Here is a 22,373-nt window from a genome sequence, read left to right as displayed (position 1 = left end):
TTATGACAGTCCACTGAAACGAACCATGAAATCTCGGCGGTCAACAGGCCTCCAACCCGTGAATGCGCCGATGCAGCGCTACTAGCGTTCACCGGCCAGCGGCTGTAATCCATCACCATGATCAACTTTTTTCGTTCGCCCGATTTCCAGCAGAGCCAGAGACTGCGCCTCAACACGCTGATCAGGCTGCGCTGGCTTGCCATCGTCGGTCAGAGTGTGACGGTGCTCGTCGTCGCCTATGGCCTGAAGTTTCCGCTGCCGGTCAGCCTCTGCTTCGCCCTGATCGCCTGTTCGGCCTGGATGAACCTGTTTCTCGCCTTTCGCTTTCCCGCCGCGCATCGCCTCACCCCGCTCGCGGCCTTCGGCATCCTCATCTTCGACAGCCTGCAGCTTGCCGGCCTGCTTTACATGACCGGCGGCCTCACCAACCCGTTTTCGCTGCTGATGACCGTGCCCGTCGTCATTTCGGCGACGTCGCTGCCCCTGCGCCTGACCGCGATCCTCGGCGGACTGGTGATGACGGCGGCGACCTTGCTGGTCTTTGTCCATCTGCCGCTGCCCTGGCATGAAGGCGCGCCGTTGGAGATGCCGTTCATCTACGTCGCCGGCATCTGGATGGCGGTGCTGTCCTCGATTGCCTTCACCGCCATATACGCCTTCCGGGTGGCCGCCGAAGCGCGGCTTCTGGCCAATGCGCTTGCCGCCACCGAACTGGTGCTGCAGCGCGAGCAGCACCTGTCGGCGCTCGACGGGCTGGCGGCGGCCGCCGCGCACGAGCTTGGCACGCCGCTCGCCACCATCACCCTTGTCGTCAAGGAGATGGAAAAGGCGCTCGGCAACGATCCGAAATACGGCGAAGACGTCAGGCTGCTGCGCTCGCAGAGCGAGCGTTGCCGCGAGATCCTCAAGCGCCTGACCAGCCTGTCGTCCGAGGGCGAGGCGCATCTTTCCCGGCTGCCTTTGACCTCGCTGGTCGAGGAGGTCACCGCGCCGCACCGCGACTTCGGCATCTCGATCAAGCTTCGCCCCGGCGAGCGCATCGGGCCCGAACCGGTCGGGCGCCGCAATCCGGGCGTCATCTACGGCCTTGGCAACCTGGTCGAGAACGCCGTCGATTTCGCCCGCAAGAGCGTCACCGTGAGCTGGAACTGGGACGACACCGCTGTGGCCTTCTCGATCATCGATGACGGGCCGGGCTTTCCGGCCGAGATCATCGACCGTATCGGCGAGCCCTATATGTCGACGCGCCAGGGCACGGAAGCCGGCGGCGGCCTGGGCCTGGGACTTTTCATCGCCAAGACTTTGCTCGAACGCTCCGGCGCGACGCTTGATTTCCGCAATTCGAGCGGCCTTGGCGAGGGCGCCGTGGTACAGATATCGTGGCCGCGCGGGGTGTTCCTCAATCCGGAAATCACCTCGGCCAGTATGTTCGACACCGCCTGAGCGCCTTGCAAGGGTTCGAAGAATTGGACAATGAGGCTCAGGAACTATATCTGCGTAAAATTAAGGCAGCAGGAATTTTGAGACCATGACAGGCGACGAAAACATTGGCGCAATGGTTGAAGGCGAGGACACCTCGCTGCTCATCGTCGATGACGACAAGCCGTTCCTCACCCGACTGGCCCGCGCCATGGAAACCAGGGGCTTCATGGTCGAGACGGCCGAGAGCGTCGAGGAGGCGGTCGGCAAGGCGCGCGCCAACCCGCCCGCCTATGCCGTGGTCGACATGCGGCTCGGCGACGGCAACGGTCTCGACGTGGTTGCAGCGATCCGCGAGAAGCGCGACGATTCCCGCACCATCATTCTGACCGGCTACGGCAACATCGCCACCGCGGTGACAGCGGTGAAGCTCGGCGCCGTCGATTATCTCTCCAAGCCGGCCGATGCCGACGACATCTTCGCCGCGCTCACCCGCACGGCCGGCGAGCGTGCGGCGCCTCCGGAAAACCCGATGTCGGCCGATCGCGTGCGCTGGGAGCATATCCAGCGCGTCTATGAAATGTGCGAGCGCAATGTCTCCGAGACGGCGCGCCGGCTCAACATGCATCGCCGCACCTTGCAGCGGATTCTGGCCAAGCGCGCGCCGCGCTGAGAGACTGTTTGGAAATCCGCTCTGGCGGCCGTCTGATGGCGTTTTCTGCGCTTCCGTTGCTCACGGACCAATGTCCGCTGCGCTACGGTTCTCGAAACCACCATCATATGACTCACCAGAACGAATTTCGAAACAGTCTCTGAGACGCTGAGACAGAGTTCGATGCTTGCCCGGCAGCTGCAGTTTGAGCATCATCACGAACAATGCCTGGCGGGCGGGCGGCATGACGGAGGCGACATGCAGGATTTGAAGCAGCGGCCGGTTTCCGTCTTTCGCGAATTTCTCGACAGCGAGGCGGCCGGCGGCATCGTCCTGATGGCGGCGGCCGCACTGGCTCTGATCGTCGCCAACTCGCCGCTCTCCGAGACCTATTTCTCCGCTCTCCACGCCTATCTCGGCCCGCTCAGCGTCTCGCACTGGGTCAATGACGGGCTGATGGCGGTGTTCTTCCTGCTCGTCGGCCTGGAGATCAAGCGCGAGGTGCTGGACGGCCAGCTCTCGACCTGGCCACGCCGCGTCCTGCCCGGCATCGCCGCAGCCGGCGGCATGGTGGTTCCAGCACTCGTCTACGTCGCGATCAACCGCAACAGCGCGGCAGCCCTGTCCGGCTGGGCGATCCCGACCGCCACCGACATCGCCTTCGCGCTCGGCGTGCTGTCGCTGCTCGGCAGCCGTGTGCCGGCCTCGCTGAAGGTGTTCCTCACCGCGCTTGCCATCATCGATGATCTCGGCGCCGTCATCATCATCGCCATCTTCTACACCAGCGGCCTGTCATCAGCTTATCTTGGTGCCGCCTTCGCCGTCATTGCCGTGCTCGTCGTGCTCAACCGCATGCGGGTGATGACGCTTCTGCCCTATCTCGTGCTCGGCGCCATTCTGTGGGTGCTGGTGCTGAAATCGGGCGTCCATGCCACGCTTGCCGGCGTGGCGCTGGCGCTGACCATTCCGCTCGAACGCTCCGCCGGGATCGGCCACGATCTCGACCATTCGCCGCTGCACCGGCTCGAGCACGGCCTGCACAGGATCGTGCCCTTTGTCGTCATCCCGATCTTCGGCTTTGCCAATGCCGGCGTTTCGCTCGCCGGCCTGAGCTTTGGCGCGCTGGTCGAGCCGTTGACGCTCGGTGTCGCCGCGGGCCTCGTCGTCGGCAAGCTGGTCGGCGTCTTCGGCTCCTCGGCACTCGCCATCCGCTTTGGCCTTGCCGACCTGCCGGCCCGTGCCGGCTGGTCGCACTTGATCGGCATCTCGCTGCTGTGCGGCATCGGCTTCACCATGAGCCTGTTCATCGGCCTGCTCGCCTTCGCCAGCGACGCAGCACTCCAGGACGCGGTCAAGGTCGGCATCCTCGCCGGCTCCTTCATCGCCGCCCTCCTCGGCGCCGCCGTGTTGTTGATGGCGCCGGCCGCGGGTGGGGTGGACGAGAGCGAAGAGTAGCGCTGGCCGTCTGCTCTTGGGTTTCTGCGAACTACTCGCTCTCCCCCTCCAGCGCCGGCACCGACACCCCGGCAAGCTCGGCCGCCAGCAGCCGGGAGGCACCGGCTCGCGCGATCCGCAGCATCAGCGCCTTGCGCGTTGCCGCCGCCATGCGGTGCTCCGGCGCATCGCGCAGGATTTCGGCGCCGTAGCCGTCGGAGAGGATGAAGCCGCACTCCTCGGGAAAGATCTCCGAGGGCACGCCGGGATGGGTGGCGAAGAAGAAGCGGTCGGAATGCAGCCGGTAGTCCGGCCATTTGCGGTCGACCCGGAAATCCTCGACCGAGGACTTGATCTCGATGATCCAGATGTCGCCCTGCCGGGTCAGCGCGACGAGGTCGGCACGGCGGCCGGTGGCCAGCGACAGTTCGGGCAGCACATGCGCGCCCATCTCCATCAAAAGCCGCTGCACGCCGCGCCGCACCAGCATCGCGCGCTCAGACTGGCGGCCGTCGACAAGCGGATTTTGCAGAATCGGCGAGATAATTGGCATGGCGGCACCATGCCAGATTTTGTTCACGGTTTGAACCTGTTTTCACATGGCGATTATATGGTTGACAAACCTAATGCGCTTTAGGGGCGAATGGGTGGCCGGTACGGTCGGGGTGCTTGGTGTTGGGGTAGGCCGTACCGGCCACTGCGGGATCAGGCTTTTGGGATCGTCCCCCGCGCTGCCCAAGTTATAGGCACATTAGCGACAGCTCAACTAAGACTGAAGTCCCAGGCACGCCCTACCCAGCCATAGGGCCGTCGCTGCCCACGATATGCGTGCATTGATCGGCCTGGGGGTGTACCCTTCAGGACTGCGCTACCAGCCGCATACTGGCTTTCTCCCGAGGAGGCATTCCCATGACCGCGTACAAAGTCGGTTATCTCATTGGCAGCCTCGCCAAGGGCTCAATCAACCGGAAGCTGGCCAAGGCGCTCGTGAACTTGGCGCCAGCCGACCTCTCGATGGCCGAAATCCCGTTCAAGGATCTGCCGCTGTACAGCTACGACTACGACGCTGATTTCCCTCCGCCGGCAAAGGCATTCAAGGAAGCGCTCGCCGGGATCGAAGCCGTGTTGTTCGTCACGCCCGAATACAACCGCTCAATCCCAGGTGGGCTGAAGAACGCGATCGACTGGGCGAGCCGACCCTACGGCCATAACTCGTTCACCCGAAAACCGTCGGCGGTCATCGGCACCTCGCCGGGTTCGATCGGCACCGCGCTGGCGCAGCAAAGCCTTCGCGGCGTTCTTGGCTTCTGCAACTCCCCGCAGATGAACTCGATCGAGGCTTACATCCAGTTCAAACCCGGCCTGATCACCGATGAAGGTGAGGTCACCGACGCCGGGACCGAGGAGTTCCTGCGCGACTACATGATGCAATTCCACGGCTTCATTACTCGGGTCTATACCGCCCTGGCCACATAGGTCACAGGACACCGCGGCCAGAAGCCCTAGGCTGCGAATCCATAGATTGGAGAATGCCCACCTTTCCATGCCGATACCGGTCCGGTAGCTTATCTGGATGGACGTTCTGGATTGGTTGGCCCGCTGGTATGAAGCACAATGCAATGGGGATTGGGAGCATGAGTTTGGTCCTTCGATCAGCACCATCGACAACCCAGGCTGGTCATTAGAGATCGACCTTGCAGGGACGGACTGTGACGGGCGGACCCTTGATCCGATCACGCACAACTACGAGCACGAGACCGACTGGTGGGCCTGCTGGACGAAGGACAACGTGTTTCAGGGCGTTGGCGGCCCGCTCCACCTTCGTTCGCTTCTTGAGACGTTCCGCGACTGGGCAATGAACGTCCGCTAGGCTAGGGGGCGTCCAATGAGCGAGAACGCCGATCTTGTGATCCAACCCGGATGCACCCAAAAGAAGTCAGGCATCGGTCCTTGAAAGCCTGAACTTGTGGAGCTTATCGTCGCTTCCATGGGTACGGGTGACGCGACATCGAACAGCAACGAAAGCGAACAGCTGTGGGCCTTCGACCTTGACGCTCTGCGCGAGGCTTTCGGAAAGTCTGTTCAGGAACATAAGATCACGGCGGACGATTGGGCGGAACACGCCAATCAGTTCCTCGAAAACCAAAGAGATCGTCCGCGCGAACCGACTTGATACGCCGGATGGCCGGAGCGATGTTGGGAATGCCCAGCCGCCCGTCTCCATCAAAAGCCGTTGCACGCCGCGCCGCATCAGGATGGCGCGCTCGGACGTCTGACAGGCGGGCTCTGTGGGCCAATTTTGAAACAGGTCTCAATCATCCAGCCAGTATGCTCGAAAACAGCCAGATTGGGGCGCGATCCCAAGCCGCCGCCTGGCGTCGAATTCCATCTCGGACAGCGCCCTGGCTGAGTTGTTCCCGGCCACATCGGGCACGATGGTGTACCCCTCGGCGACCAACTGCAGTCGCATTTCCTCGTAGTGCCTTTTGAAGCCGTTCTTGATCTTGTTCCGCGGATATCGGCGCCCGTGCATGCATTCCTGGCCCAGGATATCGGAATACCGCAGCGCGCTGGCCATTCTCACTTTTTCTTCGAAGATCGGCCTGTAAGGCAACTTGTCCTTGGACCAGCATCGTCCTGCCGACGCGACCAGCGTCGCGGCCAACAGGCCTGCCAGGAACTTCCCCACTCAGGTCCCTTCCGACCAAGGAGATGTGCATTAGCCTCAGTTAATATTACGGCAAACCCTCCCGGTTTCCAAACGATGCTCCCGTTGAACGGGTAGCGCCTATACGGATGTCGAAGCATCCTTGCCGCCGGGCAGCGTAGCCCCCGCCATATCATCCAGGATCGGGCAGTCCGGCCGTTCGTCGCCGTGGCAGGCGTGGATCAGCGTCTGCAGGGTCGAACGCATCGACTGCAACTCGCGCACCTTTTCCTCGATAGCCCTGACATGGGCGGCAGCGATCTCGCGCACGTCATGGCTGGCGCGGCTTCGATCCTTGTAGAGCGCCATCAACTGGCGGCAATCGTCGATGGAAAAGCCGAGGTTGCGCGCGCGGCGCAGAAAGGCCAGCCGGTGGATGTCGTCGCCGGAATAGTCGCGGTAGCCGTTGGCGGCACGCGCAGGGGCGATCAGGCCGATCTCTTCATAGTAGCGGATGGTTTTGGCCGGCAGGCCTGAATGGTGGGCGGCGTCACCGACATTCATGACGATTTTCCTTGATTTTTAAGGGGCTTACGGACGGGGCCATTGATTTTGCTTCACAATCCTGTGAGGCCTGTTGCCGAAATGCCATAGTAATGCGCCTACCAGCATGTAAGCCCCTGCATATAGGCATCGGGCGCTTGGCAAGCAAAGAAAATGCCAGCATGAATGATGCAAGGAAAGCGGCCGACTCGTGCCGCTGAGTTGGGGCGTCTTATGCGCATGAAGTCGTTTGCAATCGCCGCCGCATTGGCGCTTTCCACTGCTATCGCCGGTTGCAGCAGCATCGGCATGCAGATTTTCTCCAACGACTATGGTGCGGTGACCGATGCCGGTTACCAGCTGCCGCGCGTCCCGATCGAGAAGGTGCCGATGAGGTATCATCGGCAAGAGGTGAACTACGACAGCTCGGAAAGGCCGGGCACCATCATCGTCGATACGCAGAACAAGTTCCTCTATTTCATCGAGGGTGACGGCCGGGCTATTCGCTACGGCATCGGCGTCGGCCGCGAGGGCTTCGAATGGCACGGCACCGCCCATATTGCGCTGAAGCGCGAATGGCCGACCTGGACGCCGCCTTCGCAGATGATCCGCCGCCAGCCGGAGCTGGCGAAGTTCGCCGGTGGCATGGAGCCGGGCCTGAAGAACCCGCTCGGCGCCCGCGCCATGTACCTGTTCAACAAGGGCGGTGACTCGGGCTATCGCCTGCATGGCAGCCCGGAATGGAATTCGATCGGTAAGGCAATGTCGTCGGGCTGCATCCGCCTGATGAACCAGGACATTATCGACCTTTACGACCGCACTTCGGTGGGCGCCAAGGTCATTGTTCTTTAGGCCATGATCCCGAAAACCGGTACCGGTTTTCGGCAAAATCATGGTCAGATACAGACGCCATTCATGCGCGGACCGTCTAGGCAACAACGGACGTCCCAAACAGAAAACCGGGCAATTCGGCCCGGTTTTTTGTTTTTTGCGCCCGTTTTTTGCGCTTTATCGAATCTGTTTGCCGGCAAAGAAGCCAGCGGGGCGATCAGGAAACCTGCTCGACCTGCTGCACTTCCGGCACGAAGTGGCGCAGAAGATTCTGGATACCGTGCTTCAGCGTCGCCGTCGAAGACGGGCAGCCGGCGCAGGCGCCCTTCATGTGCAGGAACACCGTGCCGTTCTCGAAGCCGCGGAAGGTGATGTCGCCGCCGTCCTGGGCGACCGCCGGACGCACCCGCGTGTCGAGCAGTTCCTTGATGGTGATGACGAGTTCCTCGTCGGCCTTGTCGTAGAACTCACCCGTCAGGCTGGTCTCGGCCGCGGGGCCGGCCTTGGCCATGACCGGCGCGCCGGACATGAAATGCTCCATGATGGCGCCCAGAATCGCCGGCTTCAAATGCTGCCAGTCGGGGCCGTCCTTGGTCACGGTGATGAAATCGTAGCCGAAGAAAACACCGGTAACGCCGGGAATCTCGAACAACCGGCCAGCCAGCGGCGACGCGGTGGCTGCGCTGTCGGCATCGCGGAAATCGGCGGTGCCTTCCAGAAGCACTTCCTTGCCGGGCAGGAATTTCAGCGTCGCCGGATTTGGCGTCGATTCGGTCTGGATGAACATGGCCGTCTCCGTGCCCGTTTCGGGCAACCAGTTTGGAATAGTTCTAAATAGGCTCTATTGGCTGGACATTCAAGCGAAACGCATCGCCGGAACGGCTGGCTGGCGGAATGTTTTTGCGACCTGCGATGCGCTTTGAGGTGCTATTCAGGTCTGGCCGTTTGCAGGCCGGCATCACCCGAATACCAGCACACCTCAGGCGAGGCTGTCGATCTCCTCGTCCGACAGGTTCTGCGGCACCACGGTCACCGGGATCGGGAAGGCGGCACCCTTGCCGGCCACGGCGCCGACCAGCGGTCCGGGACCTTCCTTGCCGGCGCCGGCGGCCAGCACCAGGATGGCGATGTCCTGGTCCTCCTCGATCAGCTTGTGGATCTCTTCGGTCGGCTTGCCTTCGCGCACCACCATCTCCGGCTCGATGCCAAGCTTCTGGCGTACCTTGTTGGCATAACCGTCGAGCGCGGCGCGCGCCGTGGCATTTGCCTCCTCGCGCATGATCTTCTCGACACCCAGCCAGTGCTGGAAATCGTCCGGCTCGATGACATAGAGCAGCACCAGCGTGCCGCTTGTGCTCTGCGCCCGCTTCGAGGCGTAGGCGACGGCGCGCTCGCATTCCGGCGTGTCGTCGATGATCGCCAGGAACTTGCGGCGATGGCCGGCTTCGCGGCTGAGGCGTTTGGAGACCATGTCTACTTACTCGGTGTCATTGCGGCCGCAATCTGCCACTGCCGCAGACCGGCGGCAAGTCGCCGGCCTTATGCCAGTGTGGTGCAGTGCACCCGATGTTGGGATCAGCCCTGCAGCAGCCCGATGATGTCGCGCACCGTCTTCATCGTCGCTTCGGCCAGTACGCCGGCGCGCTCGCCGCCATCCCTCAGCACCGCGTCGACATAGACGCGATCGTCGGAAATGCGGCGCATCTCGCTGGCGATCGGCGCCAGCTTCTCCACCGCAAGGTCGGCCAGCGCCGGCTTGAACACCGAAAACTGCTGGCCGGCGAACTCTTTCAGCACGTCTGCCTTCGACATATCGGCGAGACCCGCATAGATGCCGACCAGGTTTTCCGCCTCGGGCCGGCTGGCCAGACCGTCCAGTTCGCTAGGCAACGCTTCCGGGTCGGTCTTGGCCTTGCGGATCTTCTTCGAGATCGCATCGGCATCGTCGGTCAGGTTGATGCGCGACAGGTCCGACGGATCCGACTTCGACATCTTCTTCGAGCCGTCGCGCAGCGACATGATGCGCGCCGCCGGCCCGCCGATCACCGGCTCGGTCAGCGGGAAATAGCCGTTGACGGTCTCCTCGCCGACCTGCATCTCGACGCCGACGCCAAGGGCTGCGATGCGATCCGAAAAGTCGTTGTTGAACTTTTGTGCGATGTCGCGGGTCAGCTCCAGGTGCTGCTTCTGGTCCTCGCCCACCGGGACGTGGGTGGCGCGATAGAGCAGGATGTCGGCAGCCATCAGGCTCGGATAGGCAAGCAGGCCGAGCGAAGCGTTCTCGCGGTCCTTGCCGGCCTTGTCCTTGAACTGCGTCATGCGGTTCATCCAGCCGATGCGCGCCACGCAATTGAAGATCCAGGCGAGCTCTGCATGCTGCATGACCCGCGACTGGTTGAAGACGATGTGCTTCTTCGGGTCGATGCCCGAGGCCAGGAACGCGGCGGTGATCGACCGCGTCTGGTCGGCGAGGTCGTCATAGACGAGTTGTGCAGTCAGCGAATGCAGGTCGACGACGCAATAGATGCAGTCGGAGGTTTCCTGCAGGGCGACGAATTTCTTGATGGCGCCGAGATAGTTGCCGAGATGCAGATTGCCGGTCGGCTGGACGCCGGAAAAGACGAGTGGCTTGAAGGCGGTCATCGTTGTTCCCTTGGCTTGTGGAGGGCCGTTTCGCGCGCGGCGAAAGTCTTGCGACGGCGCGCTTATGGACGAACATGACGATCCGATCAAGACCGGTTTTGCCGTCGAGTTATCCGGTCTACTCGTCCGGGTCGGTCTTCGCCACCGGTGGCGTCGCCTTCCCCGATCCCCGCTTGACGTTGCGCCGGATCATGCCGAAATCGGCGCCGCCGGTGGCGAAGGCGGTGATGAAGTAGAGCAGCGCCCCGCCGGCGACGAGCGCCAGAAGCGTCGTCGCCTTGACGACCAGCGGCGCACCCCGGCCGAGCCTGACGGCGAACCAGTGTTCGGCGAAATAGAGTGCCGCCCCCATCACGATCGCCGACAGCACCAGCCGCGGAATGCGCTTCATCAACGGTACGTCGCGGCCCCAATGGCCACGCCTGATCAAGACGCCGAGCAGCATCAGCGCGTTGACCCAGCCGGCGACGGCCGAGGCGACGGCGATGCCGGGCGCGCCCATTTCCGGAAACAGCGTCAGCGCCGTGGTGACGTTCACCGCCACCGAGATGGCGGCGAACATCATCGGCGTGCGGGTGTCCTCGCGGGCGAAATAGCCGGGGGTGAACGCCTTGATCAGCACGAAGGCGGGCAGGCCGAGGCCGAAGATCGCCAGGATCGCCGCCACCGTCGGCGTCGAGTTGTTGGCGGCAAAGGCGCCGCGCTCATAGACCAGCCGCACGATCGGCTCCGACATCACCCAAAGGGCAGCGGCTGCCGGCAAGGTGAGGAACAGCGTGAACTCGACCGAGCGGTTCTGCAGATTGGCCGCCTCGATCAGGTTGCCCGACTTCAGCGCCCGCGACAATTCGGGCAACAGCACGATCGCGACCGCCACGCCGACCACGCCGAGCGGCAGCTGGTAGATGCGGTCGGCATAGGCGAGCGAGGATACCGCGCTGTTCTGCGCCGAGGCGATCGCCGTGCCGATAAGCTGGTTGATCTGGGTGATGCCGCCGGTGATCGCCGCCGGCAGCGCCAGGATCAGCAGCCGCTTGACCGCGGGCGTCATTTTCGGACGGCGGAAGCCGATCGAGATGCCGGCATGGCGCACCGCCACCCAGACGATCGCCAGTTGCACCAGTCCGGCGGCCAGCACGCCCCAGGATAGTCCGTAGCCGACGGTGAGCGCGTCGGAGCCCTTGTACCAGGCGTAGGCGAGCACGCCGATCAGGATGATGTTGAGAAACACCGGCGCCACCGCCGCTGCGAAATAGCGGCGCAGTGAATTCAGCATCCCCGCCATCATGGCGCCCAGCGACATGCAGATCAGGTAGGGGAACATGATCGTCGCCAACGTCACCGTGGTGTCGAATTTTCCCGGTATGCCGGCAAAACCCGGCGCCACCAGGTAACGCACGATCAGCGGCATCGACAGTTCCATGACGATGGTCAGCGCCAGAAGCGCCGTGAACAAGACTCCGAACACCTCCTCCGAGAAGCGCTTGGCGCCTTCGGTGCCGTGCGTCTCGATCTCCTTGGCGAACAGCGGCACGAAGGCGGCGTTGAAGGCGCCCTCGGCGAACAGCCGGCGAAAGGTGTTGGGAAACTGGAAGGCGGCGTTGAAGGCGTCGGCGACCGGTCCGGTGCCCAGCGCTGCCGCCATCAGCATCTCACGCCCGAAGCCGAGCGCGCGGCTCATCAGCGTGCCGGAAGCGACCGTTGCGAATTTCTTGACGAGGCTCATGCTTTTGGGAACTGCCTGCGGAATTGGGACAAAGTGATGGTCGCTGTCACTCGGCGGCGGCCTTGGCCTTGCCGCCACGCTCCGGCGCGACGCCTTCAAGAGCCGCCATCAGCCGGTTGCGGATGGTGGCGATGCGGGTCGGGTTGTCGATCTTCTGGCCGGTGAGGTCGGTGACGTAGAAGGTGTCGATGACCTTCTCGCCGAAGGTGGTGATGTGGGCCGATGCGATGTCGAGCGACAGGTCGGATAGCGTTCCGGTGATCTCCGACAGCAGGCCCGGCCGATCCAGCCCCTCGACCTCGATGACCGAAAAACGGTTCGACAGTGCGTTGCGGATTTCGGCGCGCGGGGGGATCTTGAACACCTTGGCGCCGCGCCGCGGCTTGGTCCGCTTCTCGATCATCTCCGGCAGCCAGCTCTTGCCCGACAGCACGTCCTCGATCAGCCGGCCGACGCGCTCGGCGCGCCGGCGCTCGTCCTCGTCGCGGTCGAATTCCCTTGAGATCAGGATGGTGTCCAGGGCGCGGCCGTCCGACGTGGTGAAGATCTGTGCGTCGACGATGTTGCCGCCAGCTCCGGCGCAGGCTCCGGCGATGACCGAGAGCAGGCGGGGATGGTCCTGCGCCAGCACGGTGATTTCGGTCACCGCCTCGAACTGGTGGGTCTTGACCATGGTGGCGAGCTTGTTGCCCGAAGCGTCCGCTTCGCGGATGAATTCGGCATGGCGCAGCTGATCGGCGAGATCGACGGTCAAAAGGTAATTCTCGTAGTGCAGGGCGACATAGCGCTTGCGGGCCTTGTCCGGCCAGTTGGCGAGCGCCTCGGCCAGACGCTCGCGCGCCGCCGCCGTCCGCTGCGCGCGCGACACTTCCGAAAAGCCGCCGGTCAAAAGCAGTTCGGTCTCGTAGTAGAGCGTGCGCAGCAGCTGGCCCTTCCAGCCGTTCCATACACCGGGTCCGACGCCCCTGATGTCGCAGACGGTGAGGATCAAAAGCAGCTTCAGCCGCTCGACCGATTGCACGATCGCGGCGAAATCCTCGATGGTCTTGCGGTCGTTGAGGTCTCGGGTCTGTGCCGTCATCGACATCACGAGGTGGTTCTCGACCAGCCAGGCGACGGTTTCGGTATCGGCTGGTGACAGCCCCATATGCGGGCAGATGCGCCGGGCGATCCTGGCCCCAGCCTCGGAATGATCCTCCGGCCTGCCTTTGGCGATGTCGTGCAGCAGCACGGCGACATAGAGCGCCTCGCGGCTCTTCTTCAGGCCCGGCATCAGCGTGTGCGACAGGGGATGGACCTTCTCGCCATCGCCGCGCTCGATCTCGGCCAGCACGCCGATGCAGCGAATCAGGTGCTCGTCCACCGTATAGTGGTGGTACATCGAGAACTGCATCATGGCGACGATCTTGCCGAAATCCGGGATCAGCTTGCCGAGCAGCCCCGCTTCGTTCATGCGCCGCAGATTGAGTTCGGCATTGCGGTCCGAGGTCAGGATGTCGAGGAACAGCCGGTTGGCCTCCTCGTCTCGCCGCAGCGACTTATTGACCAGGCCGAGCGAGCGGGTCAGCAGCTTCAGCGCATCGGGATGGAACTCCAGCCCGTGCTTGTCGGCGAACCAGAACAACCGCAAGAGATTGACCGGATCGCGCTCGAACACCTGGTCGTCGGCGACGTTGATACGGTGGTTGTCGACGATGAAATCCGAGGTGCCGGCAAGCTTGCGCTTGCGCCGCGAGAAGGTGAGGAAGATGCGGTTGAAGCCCGGCACGTGCTTGGCCTGTTCTTCCTCGAGCGCGGCGCAGAAGATGCGGGTCAGGTCGCCGACATCCTTGGCGACGAGGAAGTAGTGCTTCATGAAGCGCTCGACCGCCGACAGGCCGGGATGGCTGGTGTAGCCGAGCCGCTCGGCGATCTCGCGCTGGATGTCGAAATGCAGCCGTTCCTCGGCCTTGCCGGTGAGGAAATGCATGTGGCAGCGCACCGCCCACAGGAAATCCTCGGCCTTCTGGAACTCGCGATATTCGCCCTCGGTGAACACGCCCTTGTCGACCAGCTCCTCGCCGGTGCGCACGCGGTAGAAATATTTGCCGATCCAGAACAGCGTCTGCAGGTCGCGCAGGCCGCCCTTGCCGTCCTTGACGTTGGGCTCGACGAGATAGCGGCTTTCGCCGGCCTTGGCATGGCGGTCGTCGCGCTCGGCAAGCTTGGCCTGGACATATTCGGGGCCGGTCGTGCGCACCACCTCATGGTCGAAGCGCAGCATCAGCTCGTCATAGAGCTTGAGCTCGCCCCACAGGAAACGCGCCTCGAGGATCGACGTCCGGATGGTGACGTCGGTGCGCGACAGGCGCAGGCATTCGTCGATGTTGCGGGTGGCGTGGCCAACCTTCAACCCGAGATCCCACAGCATGTAGAGCATGTACTCGACGGTCTGCTCGCCCCATGGCGTCTGCTTGTAGGGCAACAGGAACAGGAGGTCGATGTCGGAGCCAGGCGCCAGCGTGCCGCGGCCATAGCCGCCGACGGCGATGACGGCCATGCGCTCCGCCGAGGATGGATTCTTGACCCGGTAGACATGCGTGACGGCGAAATCGTAAAGCGCCCGGATGATCTCGTCCATGAGGTGAGACAGCCGCGCCGCACAGGCACGGCCGCCGCCGTCGTCCCTCAGCATGCGTTCGGCAATGGCGCGTCCGTCCGCCAACCGTCCCTTGAGAAGCTGAAGCACACCACTGCGCGCGGCCTGTCCGGAGCCGTCCCCGGCGGTGGCCGCGGTCAGCGCCGTCATCTCGCGGCGCAAGGCTTCGCCGTCGATCAGTTCGTCGAGCTTCAGGGAGATTTTCGCCATAGGGTCCGGTTGGTCTCGCCTTTTCGGCGGCGTCTATAGCGCCTTTTCGCGGTTGTGGGTATGGGCAGGACGGACACGTTCGCCGTGGCGATAGAACGCTATGAACCTGTTTCTCTGCTTAAGGAGGCAGAAGTCGACGATCCTGCTCAGCAGTTTCCTGGCCTCGGCCCCGATTCTCATCGGCAGCGTCTTGGTCCTGCGCGATCCGGATTGGATGCCGGCAAGCCACTGGTCCCGACGTTCCTCAAGAAGCAGGCTCGGCAGTGCGGCGGACCGCAAGAAGCGTTCCTGCGCGCACAGAGCCGGAATCAGCTGAAAGATCGCCTTGCCGGGTGAGGGGGCGAATCTTGGATTGAAGATGACCTGGTCGACGGGACTGCTGAGCTCCGCGGTGCCGTCGATGAGATCGCGTGCCGCCTGCCTCGAGAGTATGTAGCCGGCTGCGCCGACGTGAGCTCCGTGCAGTCTGGACGTGGAAAAGCCATGCCCGGCCGGAGAGCGCCGCCATGCCAGCCGGGTCTTCTTGAAGAACGTCTCCAGCTTGACGATCTCGGCATCAGCCGGGATCCAACTGGCGTCGGCAAGCATCGCGCCGGCATTTTCTGAAAAGACGACATCGTCTTCAAAAATCACGCCATAGGCATCGTCGCCATCGGCGATCTTTGCCCAGCAGGCCTTGTGGCTGAGGAAACAGGCGATCTCGGTATTGGTCAGATGCAACTGCGTCAGCGGATTGAGCCGCATCGGTGTTTGCGGGAGGTCGGATCGGTCCTGGGCGTCGACCGCCGCGACGCGTTCGAAGTCAATGCCGATGCGGGCAAACTCCGACGTCATATGCGCGAGCCGGCCCTGGGACCGGTCGAGGTTTATGACCAGGCACTTCATTGGAAATGGAATCGATGCATTTGGATGCGTTTGGATTGTCAATCGGCGGCTCCATAGCACAAGAAGCCGCCGCGCATCCGACTTTCTTTGATGGTGGCCCGGCGCCGGCGACGACACACGGAAAAAGAAAATTATTCCCTTGACCTTCCAGTTACTGGAAGCACTACCTCCGCATCGAGACGAGGCATCGAGGCATTTTGAATGACGCATTCAGACCATCATCATCACGCGAATGACGGCTGCTGCACAGCGAAAGCTGCAGCCGGGGAGGCGGCCGTGGTGCGGGATCCTGTCTGCGGCATGACCGTCGACCCTGCGACGGCCAAGCATTCCGTCCGTCATCAAGGTCGGGACTTCTACTTCTGCTCTGCCGGCTGCAAGGCGAAATTCGAGGCGGAACCGCAGAGATATCTTGGCGATAGGGCCGCACCGCAGCCGATGCCCAAGGGCACGCAATACACCTGCCCGATGCATCCCGAAATCATCCGCGACAAGCCCGGCTCCTGCCCGATATGCGGCATGGCGCTGGAGCCGATGGGCGTGCCCACTGGCGACGAGGGCCCAAATCCCGAGCTGGTCGATTTCACCAGGCGATTCTGGGTCAGTGCCGCGCTGTCGCTGCCGTTGCTGTTCATCGCCATGGCGCCGATGCTCGGCCTGACGTTCGAGGCCGTTGTCGACCAACGCACAATGGTCTGGCTGGAACTGGCATTGGCCAGCCCCGTCGTGTTGTGGGCGGCGCTGCCCTTCTTCCATCGCGGCTGGGATTCGCTCGTGAACCGCAGCCCCAACATGTGGACGTTGATCTCGCTCGGCGTCGGCGCGGCCTATCTCTACAGCGTCGCAGCCACGCTGTTCCCGGACATTTTTCCGCATCAGTTCCGCAGCCATGGCGGTGCGGTGCCGGTCTATTTCGAGGCCGCCGCCGTCATCGTCGCGCTGGTCTTCCTCGGCCAGGTGCTGGAGCTGCGCGCCCGTGAAAAGACCGGGTCGGCAATCCGCGCTTTGCTTGATCTCGCGCCGAAGACCGCGCGGCTGATCGGTTCCGACGGCTCCGAAGGCGACGTGCCGCTCGACGCGGTCAAGGTGGGTGACCGCCTGCGCATCCGTCCCGGTGACGCCGTGCCGGTCGACGGCACCGTGCTGGAAGGCCGTTCCTCCCTCGACGAATCGATGATCACAGGCGAACCGTTGCCGGTCGAAAAGGCCGAGGGCGACACTCTCACAGCCGGCACGCTCAACAAAAACGGCTCGCTGATCCTGCGCGCCGAGCGGATCGGCGTCGAGACCACGCTGGCGCGCATCGTCGAACTCGTCGCCAAGGCGCAGCGCTCGCGCGCCCCGATCCAGGGACTGGCCGATCGCGTTTCCTTCTACTTTGTCCCGGCAGTGGTGCTGGTCGCGATCGCGGCCTTCGTCGGCTGGGCTGTCGTTGGCCCCGAACCCAGCCTGATCTTCGCCATCGTCTCGGCGGTGTCGGTGCTGATCATAGCTTGCCCCTGCGCACTCGGCCTCGCCACGCCGATGTCGATCATGACCGCCACCGGTCGGGGTGCCCATGCCGGCGTGCTGATCAAGGAAGCCGCCGCGCTCGAACGCTTCGCCTCCGTCGACACGCTGATCGTCGACAAGACGGGCACGCTGACCGAAGGCCGGCCGAAACTGACCGATGTCGTTGCCGCAAACGGCTTTTCCGAAGACGAATTGCTGGCCCTTGCCGCCGGCCTGGAAAAGGGCTCGGAGCATCCGCTCGCCGAAGCCATCGTCGAAGGCGCCAATACGCGCGGCCTAGAGATCGCCGACGCCAGCGGCTTCGAGGCCGTCACCGGCAAGGGCGTTTCCGGCACCCTGTCGGGAAACAAGGTCGCGCTCGGCAATGCGGCGATGATGACCGATCTCGGCATCGACACCGCGTCCATCTCGGCCAAGGCCGAAACGCTGCAGACAGAAGGCAGGACCGTGATGTTCGTTGCCGTCGGCGACAAACTGGCCGGCATCGTCGCTGTCGCCGATCCGGTCAAGGCAACCACCGCCGAGGCGATCCGGGCGCTGCATGACAGCGGCCTGAGGATCGTCATGGCGACCGGTGACAATGAACGCACGGCAAAAGCGATCGCCAGGAGCCTCGGCATCGACGAAGTTCGCGCCGGTCTGCTGCCGGAACAGAAGGCAGCTCTCGTCGAGGAGTTGCGCGCCAGGAGCAAAGGTGTCGCCATGGCCGGCGACGGCGTCAACGACGCCCCCGCCCTTGCCGCCGCCGATGTCGGCATCGCCATGGGCACCGGCGCCGATGTCGCCGTCGAAAGTGCTGGCATCACGCTGGTCAAGGGCGACCTCAACGGCATCGTGCGGGCGCGTACCCTGGCGCAGGCGACGATCCGCAACATCCGCCAGAACCTGTTCTTCGCCTTCCTCTACAACGTGCTCGGCGTACCCGTTGCCGCAGGCGTGCTCTATCCGCTCACCGGTACGCTTTTGTCGCCGATGCTGGCGGCGGCGGCAATGAGCCTATCCTCGGTGTCGGTGATATCGAACGCATTGCGGCTGCGGGCGTTGAAACTCTGAGCAAAGCCCCCAAATACGAAACCCACTCAACAGGAGACCATGAATGACCTTGGCTAAAAAACTCGTGCTTTTGCTGATGGCTGCCGGAATGCTGCTTGCCGTCTTCCTCGAAAGCGTTCCGGCGCAGAGTGAAGAGATGAAACACGACATGGCTGGCATGTCGACGGATGCGACTGGCCCTTCGAGCGAAGGCTACAAGGCGGCGATGGACAAGATGCATGCCGACATGATGGCGTTGCAATATACCGGCAATGCCGATGCCGATTTCGTCCGTGGCATGATCCCGCACCATCAGGGCGCCATCGACATGGCCAAGGTCGAGCTTGCCAACGGCAAGGACCCGGAGATTCGCAAGCTGGCCGAGGGGGTCATCGCCGCGCAGGAAGCCGAGATCAAGCAGATGCAGGGCTGGCTCGCAGCCCATCCGGTGAAGTAAGCCTTTTCGCGAAGCAGGATCCGGCGAGAAATCTCTTCTGGATTCCCGCCGAGCCTGTCAAGCGATCAGGACCTCAACTGGAGCCCGCCATGCCATCGACGATCAGAACCGCCACGCTGCCTTCCGGCGAAGCCGTTCAGGTGCTTGGTCAGGGCACGTGGAAAATGGGCGAGGATATCCGTCGCCGCGCCGATGAGGTCAGCGCCCTCAAGCTCGGCCTCGACCTTGGCATGACGCTGATCGACACCGCCGAAATGTATGCCAGCGGCGGTGCCGAGGAGGTGGTAGCCGAGGCTATCGCCGGGCGCCGCGACGAAACCTTCCTGGTTTCGAAAGTGCTACCGTCAAACGCTTCGCGCGCCGGCGTACAGCGCGCCTGCGAGAACAGCCTGAAGCGCCTGCGCACCGACCGCATCGATCTCTATCTGCTGCATTGGCCGGGCAGCGTGCCGCTGGCCGAAACCGTCGCGGCCTTCGAGGCGCTGAAGGCGGCCGGCAAGATCCGCCACTGGGGCGTCAGCAATTTCGACACCGACGAGATGGAAGAACTGGTCGGCTTGCCCGACGGCGGCAACGTCCAGACCAACCAGGTGCTCTATAACCTGGTCCGGCGTGGCCTCGAATTTGACCTGGCACCCTGGAGCCGCCAACTCGGCATCCCCTTGATGGCCTATTCGCCGGTCGAGCAAGGCTCGCTGGCGCGCAATACCAGGCTTGACGCCATTGCCGCTCGCCACAATGCGACGCCGGCGCAGATAGCCCTGGCCTGGGTCATGCACCAGGAGGGTGTCATCGCCATTCCCAAGGCCAGCAGCCAGCAGCATGTCCGCCAGAATTTTGCAGCGCTCGACATCGAACTGACGACGCAGGACATCGCCGAACTCGACCGCGCCTTTCCGCCTCCGACCCGTAAGCGCGGTCTGGAGATGATTTGACTACCTTCCCGCCAGCACCTTCAGCCGATACAGCGCCTCAAGCGCCTCGCGTGGCGTCATCTCGTCGGGGTTGATGTCGCCGAGAGCGGCGCCCAGCACGTCGCTCTTCACCGGCTTAGGCGCCTCGCGCTTCACCGCCACCGAAAACAGCGGCAGGTCGTCGACCAGACGGTTGGTCTTGCCCGAAACCTCGCCCTCTTCGAGCTGGTGCAGCACTTCCTTGGCCCGGTCGACCACCGCTTCCGGCAATCCGGCGAGCCGCGCCACCTGCACGCCATAGGAACGGTCGGCGGCACCCTTGCCGACCTCGTGCAGGAAGACGACGTCGTTTTCCCATTCCTTGACCCGCATGGTGACGTTGTGCAGCCGCGCCAGCTTCCCGGCCAGCGAGGTCATTTCGTGGAAATGGGTGGCGAAGATCGCCCGGCAGCGGTTCTTCTCGTGCAGGTATTCCACCGCCGCCCAGGCGATCGACAGACCGTCGAAAGTGGCGGTGCCGCGGCCGATCTCGTCAAGGATCACCAGCGCCCGCTCGCCGGCTTGGTTGAGGATCGCCGCCGTCTCGACCATCTCGACCATGAAGGTCGAGCGGCCGCGCGCCAGATCATCCGAGGCGCCGACACGCGAGAACAGCCGGTCGACGACGCCGATATGGGCTGACGCCGCCGGCACGAACGAGCCGGTTTGCGCCAGGATGGCGATCAGCGCGTTCTGCCGCAGGAACGTCGACTTACCGCCCATGTTGGGGCCGGTCAAAAGCCAGATCGCGCCATTCTTGGCACTGCCCTCCGGCGACAGGTCGCAATCATTGGCAACGAACGGGCCTTCGCCGGAGCGGCGCAGCGCCTGCTCGACCACCGGATGCCGGCCGCCCGAAATTTCGAAGGCGAGGCTCGAATCCACCACCGGCCGGCACCAGGCTTCGCTTTCGGACAACAGAGCGAGCGCCGCCGACACGTCGAGCACGGCCAGCGCATCGGCGCCGGCGCGGATCTTTTCCGCTTCGCCGACCGCTTCCGCCGTCAGCGCATCGAAGGCGGCAAGCTCAATGCCGAGTGCCCGGTCGGCGGCATTGGCGATCTTGGTCTCCAGTTCGGCGAGTTCGGTCGTCGTGAAGCGCATGGCATTGGCCATGGTCTGGCGATGGATGAAGCGCGCCTTGGCGCCGTCGCTGCCGGTCATCACCGCATGGTGATTGGCGGTCACTTCGATGTAATAGCCAAGCACATTGTTGTGCCGGATCTTCAGCGAGCGGATGCCGGTCTCGTCGATCAGCGAGCGCTCCAGCCCGGCGATGACTTTTCGCGATTCGTCGCGCAACGCCCGCATCTCGTCGAGCTCGGCATGGTAGCCGCCGCGAACGAAGCCGCCGTCACGCTTGAGCAGCGGCAGTTCGTCGCCAAGCGCCTGCGTCAGGTGCTGGGAAAGCGCCCTGGGCAGCGCCTGGATGGCGCCCAGCGCCGCCGTGAGTTCCTGGGGCAGGGCGGTCTCGCCGAAGATCCCGGCGATCGCACCGGCCGCTTCGAAACCGGCGCGTAGCGCGCCGAGGTCGCGCGGGCCGCCACGGTTCAGCGCCAGCCGGGACAGAGCGCGCGGCATGTCGGCGACGCTCTTCAGGCTTGCCCGCACCGCCTGGCAGACCCGCGTTTCAGCGCGGAAGAAGGACACCGAGTCCAGCCTGGCGCCGATCGCCGCCGGATCGGTCAACGGCGCCATCAGCCGGTCGGCCAGCAGCCTTGCGCCGCCGCCGGTCACCGTGCGGTCGATCGCCTTGAACAACGAACCTTCGCGGCTGCCGGACAGCGTGCGTAGCAGTTCCAGATTGCCGCGCGTCGCCGGATCGATGAACAGCGTCGAGCCCTGCTCCTCGCGCTCCGGCCGCGACAGCGGCGGACGCTCGGCCTTCTGCGTCTTCTCGACATAGGCGATGGCGCCTGATATCGCCGACAATTCGGCGCGCGAAAACGCCCCAAAACTGTCCGGCGTCGCCACGTCGAAGAAGCGGGCGATGCGCCCCGTGGCCGAGGCCGAATCGAACAGCGAGGGCGGCTGCGGGTTGGCAACGCGGCCGAGCACGTCGAACACCGGTTTCAGTTCCGCATCGTAGAACACCGGCTCGGCAACGATCAGCTCGCGCGGATCGACACGGAAGATGTCGGCGAGCAGCCGGTCGGCGGTGGTCTCGGCGACGCGGAACGCCCCGGTCGAAATGTCGATCCAGGCCAAAGCAAAGGAGTGGTCCGCCCCACCTTTCACCCTTCCCAGCGCCATCAGGAAACTCGATTCCGACGGCGCCAGCAATTTGTCCTCGGTGATGGTGCCCGGCGTCACCAGCCGCACCACGTCGCGGCGTACCACCGATTTGCCGCCGCGTTTCTTGGCTTCGGCCGGATCCTCGATCTGCTCGCAGACGGCGACGCGAAAACCCTGGCCGATCAGCTTCTGCAGATAGTCGTCGGCGGCATGCACAGGCACGCCGCACATTGGGATGTCGTGGCCCTGGTGCTTGCCGCGCTTGGTCAGGACGATGCCCAGCGCCCGGCTCGCCTTCTCGGCGTCGTCGAAGAACAGCTCGTAGAAATCGCCCATGCGGTAGAACAGCAGCGAATCCGGGTTCGCCGCTTTGATCTCGATGAACTGCTCCATCATCGGCGTGACGGCGGCAGTTGCTGTCGGCAAGGGCGTGATCGCCTCGGGGGCGTCCGGCTCGTTCGGGCTATGCATGTTCATGCGCGGCACGCTAGCAGATGTGGTCGCGCGGTTTAATGCCGGCGCCTCGAAAAACAGGGGACGACCGATCCGGCCAGAT

At 63.8% G+C, this 22,373-nt stretch carries 20 protein-coding genes; 10 read left to right on the top strand and 10 right to left on the bottom strand.

The window, feature by feature from the left end; all coding sequences use genetic code 11:
• Positions 1 to 117 precede the first annotated feature (117 nt).
• From AC0ZT5_RS12735 to nhaA, 3 genes are all read left to right on the top strand, one after another.
• Positions 118 to 1,443, top strand: a complete 1,326-nt coding sequence (locus tag AC0ZT5_RS12735; protein WP_488496720.1) for an ActS/PrrB/RegB family redox-sensitive histidine kinase — start codon at positions 118 to 120, stop codon at positions 1,441 to 1,443.
• A gap of 85 nt (positions 1,444 to 1,528) precedes the next feature.
• Positions 1,529 to 2,092, top strand: a complete 564-nt coding sequence (locus AC0ZT5_RS12730; RefSeq protein ID WP_184873286.1) for an ActR/PrrA/RegA family redox response regulator transcription factor — start codon at positions 1,529 to 1,531, stop codon at positions 2,090 to 2,092.
• Between the two features lie 237 nt (positions 2,093 to 2,329).
• Positions 2,330 to 3,526, top strand: a complete 1,197-nt coding sequence (nhaA, locus tag AC0ZT5_RS12725) for a Na+/H+ antiporter NhaA (RefSeq protein WP_488496719.1) — start codon at positions 2,330 to 2,332, stop codon at positions 3,524 to 3,526.
• Between the two features lie 31 nt (positions 3,527 to 3,557).
• On the opposite strand, the gene AC0ZT5_RS12720 is transcribed toward nhaA, so the two are convergent.
• Entirely contained in the window at positions 3,558 to 4,058 is a 501-nt protein-coding gene (locus AC0ZT5_RS12720; protein WP_477281816.1) for an MmcB family DNA repair protein, read from the bottom strand.
• A 356-nt stretch (positions 4,059 to 4,414) separates the two neighbouring features.
• On the opposite strand from AC0ZT5_RS12720, the gene AC0ZT5_RS12715 reads away from it, so the two are divergent.
• The 3 genes from AC0ZT5_RS12715 (at position 4,415) to AC0ZT5_RS12705 (ending at position 5,678) form a co-directional block, all read left to right on the top strand.
• Positions 4,415 to 4,981: an NADPH-dependent FMN reductase gene (locus AC0ZT5_RS12715; RefSeq protein WP_488496718.1), complete on the top strand. Its 567-nt coding sequence runs from the start codon at positions 4,415 to 4,417 to the stop codon at positions 4,979 to 4,981.
• Positions 4,982 to 5,078: 97 nt separating this feature from the next.
• Positions 5,079 to 5,375 (top strand): immunity 53 family protein, encoded by a 297-nt coding sequence (locus AC0ZT5_RS12710; RefSeq protein WP_488496717.1) that lies wholly within the window; start codon positions 5,079 to 5,081, stop codon positions 5,373 to 5,375.
• A gap of 117 nt (positions 5,376 to 5,492) precedes the next feature.
• On the top strand, positions 5,493 to 5,678 hold the full coding sequence (locus AC0ZT5_RS12705) for a hypothetical protein (protein ID WP_488496716.1): 186 nt from the start codon (positions 5,493 to 5,495) through the stop codon (positions 5,676 to 5,678).
• Between the two features lie 138 nt (positions 5,679 to 5,816).
• Here the strand turns inward: AC0ZT5_RS12705 and AC0ZT5_RS12700 are convergent, their stop codons facing one another.
• On the bottom strand, positions 5,817 to 6,194 hold the full coding sequence (locus AC0ZT5_RS12700; protein ID WP_488496715.1) for a hypothetical protein: 378 nt from the start codon (positions 6,192 to 6,194) through the stop codon (positions 5,817 to 5,819).
• Positions 6,195 to 6,293: 99 nt separating this feature from the next.
• Positions 6,294 to 6,716 (bottom strand): Cu(I)-responsive transcriptional regulator, encoded by a 423-nt coding sequence (cueR, locus tag AC0ZT5_RS12695; protein WP_488496714.1) that lies wholly within the window; start codon positions 6,714 to 6,716, stop codon positions 6,294 to 6,296.
• A 213-nt stretch (positions 6,717 to 6,929) separates the two neighbouring features.
• Here cueR and AC0ZT5_RS12690 point away from each other — a divergent pair, with 213 nt between their 5' ends.
• On the top strand, positions 6,930 to 7,547 hold the full coding sequence (locus AC0ZT5_RS12690; protein WP_488496713.1) for a L,D-transpeptidase: 618 nt from the start codon (positions 6,930 to 6,932) through the stop codon (positions 7,545 to 7,547).
• A 196-nt stretch (positions 7,548 to 7,743) separates the two neighbouring features.
• Here the strand turns inward: AC0ZT5_RS12690 and AC0ZT5_RS12685 are convergent, their stop codons facing one another.
• From AC0ZT5_RS12685 to AC0ZT5_RS12660, 6 genes are all read right to left on the bottom strand, one after another.
• Positions 7,744 to 8,313 (bottom strand): NifU family protein, encoded by a 570-nt coding sequence (locus AC0ZT5_RS12685; protein ID WP_477218388.1) that lies wholly within the window; start codon positions 8,311 to 8,313, stop codon positions 7,744 to 7,746.
• A gap of 192 nt (positions 8,314 to 8,505) precedes the next feature.
• A complete protein-coding gene (locus AC0ZT5_RS12680; protein WP_184877188.1) occupies positions 8,506 to 8,997 on the bottom strand; it encodes a universal stress protein in 492 nt (163 codons plus the stop codon).
• A 104-nt stretch (positions 8,998 to 9,101) separates the two neighbouring features.
• On the bottom strand, positions 9,102 to 10,169 hold the full coding sequence (gene trpS / locus AC0ZT5_RS12675) for a tryptophan--tRNA ligase (RefSeq protein WP_488496712.1): 1,068 nt from the start codon (positions 10,167 to 10,169) through the stop codon (positions 9,102 to 9,104).
• Positions 10,170 to 10,287: 118 nt separating this feature from the next.
• Entirely contained in the window at positions 10,288 to 11,895 is a 1,608-nt protein-coding gene (murJ, locus tag AC0ZT5_RS12670) for a murein biosynthesis integral membrane protein MurJ (protein ID WP_488496711.1), read from the bottom strand.
• Between the two features lie 46 nt (positions 11,896 to 11,941).
• On the bottom strand, positions 11,942 to 14,743 hold the full coding sequence (locus AC0ZT5_RS12665) for a [protein-PII] uridylyltransferase (protein WP_488496710.1): 2,802 nt from the start codon (positions 14,741 to 14,743) through the stop codon (positions 11,942 to 11,944).
• A 33-nt stretch (positions 14,744 to 14,776) separates the two neighbouring features.
• Complete coding sequence (locus tag AC0ZT5_RS12660) at positions 14,777 to 15,745, bottom strand: glycosyltransferase family 25 protein (protein WP_488496709.1); 969 nt, start codon at positions 15,743 to 15,745, stop codon at positions 14,777 to 14,779.
• Positions 15,746 to 15,829: 84 nt separating this feature from the next.
• Here AC0ZT5_RS12660 and AC0ZT5_RS12655 point away from each other — a divergent pair, with 84 nt between their 5' ends.
• The 3 genes from AC0ZT5_RS12655 (at position 15,830) to AC0ZT5_RS12645 (ending at position 19,564) form a co-directional block, all read left to right on the top strand.
• Positions 15,830 to 18,193: a heavy metal translocating P-type ATPase gene (locus tag AC0ZT5_RS12655; RefSeq protein ID WP_488496708.1), complete on the top strand. Its 2,364-nt coding sequence runs from the start codon at positions 15,830 to 15,832 to the stop codon at positions 18,191 to 18,193.
• A 43-nt stretch (positions 18,194 to 18,236) separates the two neighbouring features.
• The gene (gene copM, locus AC0ZT5_RS12650; RefSeq protein WP_477281838.1) at positions 18,237 to 18,629 is read left to right on the top strand and encodes a CopM family metallochaperone; all 393 of its coding nucleotides are present in this window, start codon (positions 18,237 to 18,239) and stop codon (positions 18,627 to 18,629) included.
• A gap of 89 nt (positions 18,630 to 18,718) precedes the next feature.
• Positions 18,719 to 19,564 carry an aldo/keto reductase gene (locus AC0ZT5_RS12645; RefSeq protein ID WP_488496707.1) on the top strand — a complete coding sequence of 282 codons (846 nt, stop codon included), beginning with the start codon at positions 18,719 to 18,721 and terminating at the stop codon, positions 19,562 to 19,564.
• Here the strand turns inward: AC0ZT5_RS12645 and mutS are convergent, their stop codons facing one another.
• Entirely contained in the window at positions 19,565 to 22,294 is a 2,730-nt protein-coding gene (gene mutS / locus AC0ZT5_RS12640; RefSeq protein WP_488496706.1) for a DNA mismatch repair protein MutS, read from the bottom strand.
• Between the last annotated feature and the right edge of the window lie 79 nt (positions 22,295 to 22,373).

The sequence above is a fragment of the Mesorhizobium sp. CNPSo 4670 genome (genome assembly GCF_057784235.1).
Note: the sequence above shows the minus strand (reverse complement) of the source record. Positions and strands in the feature narration are given on the sequence as shown.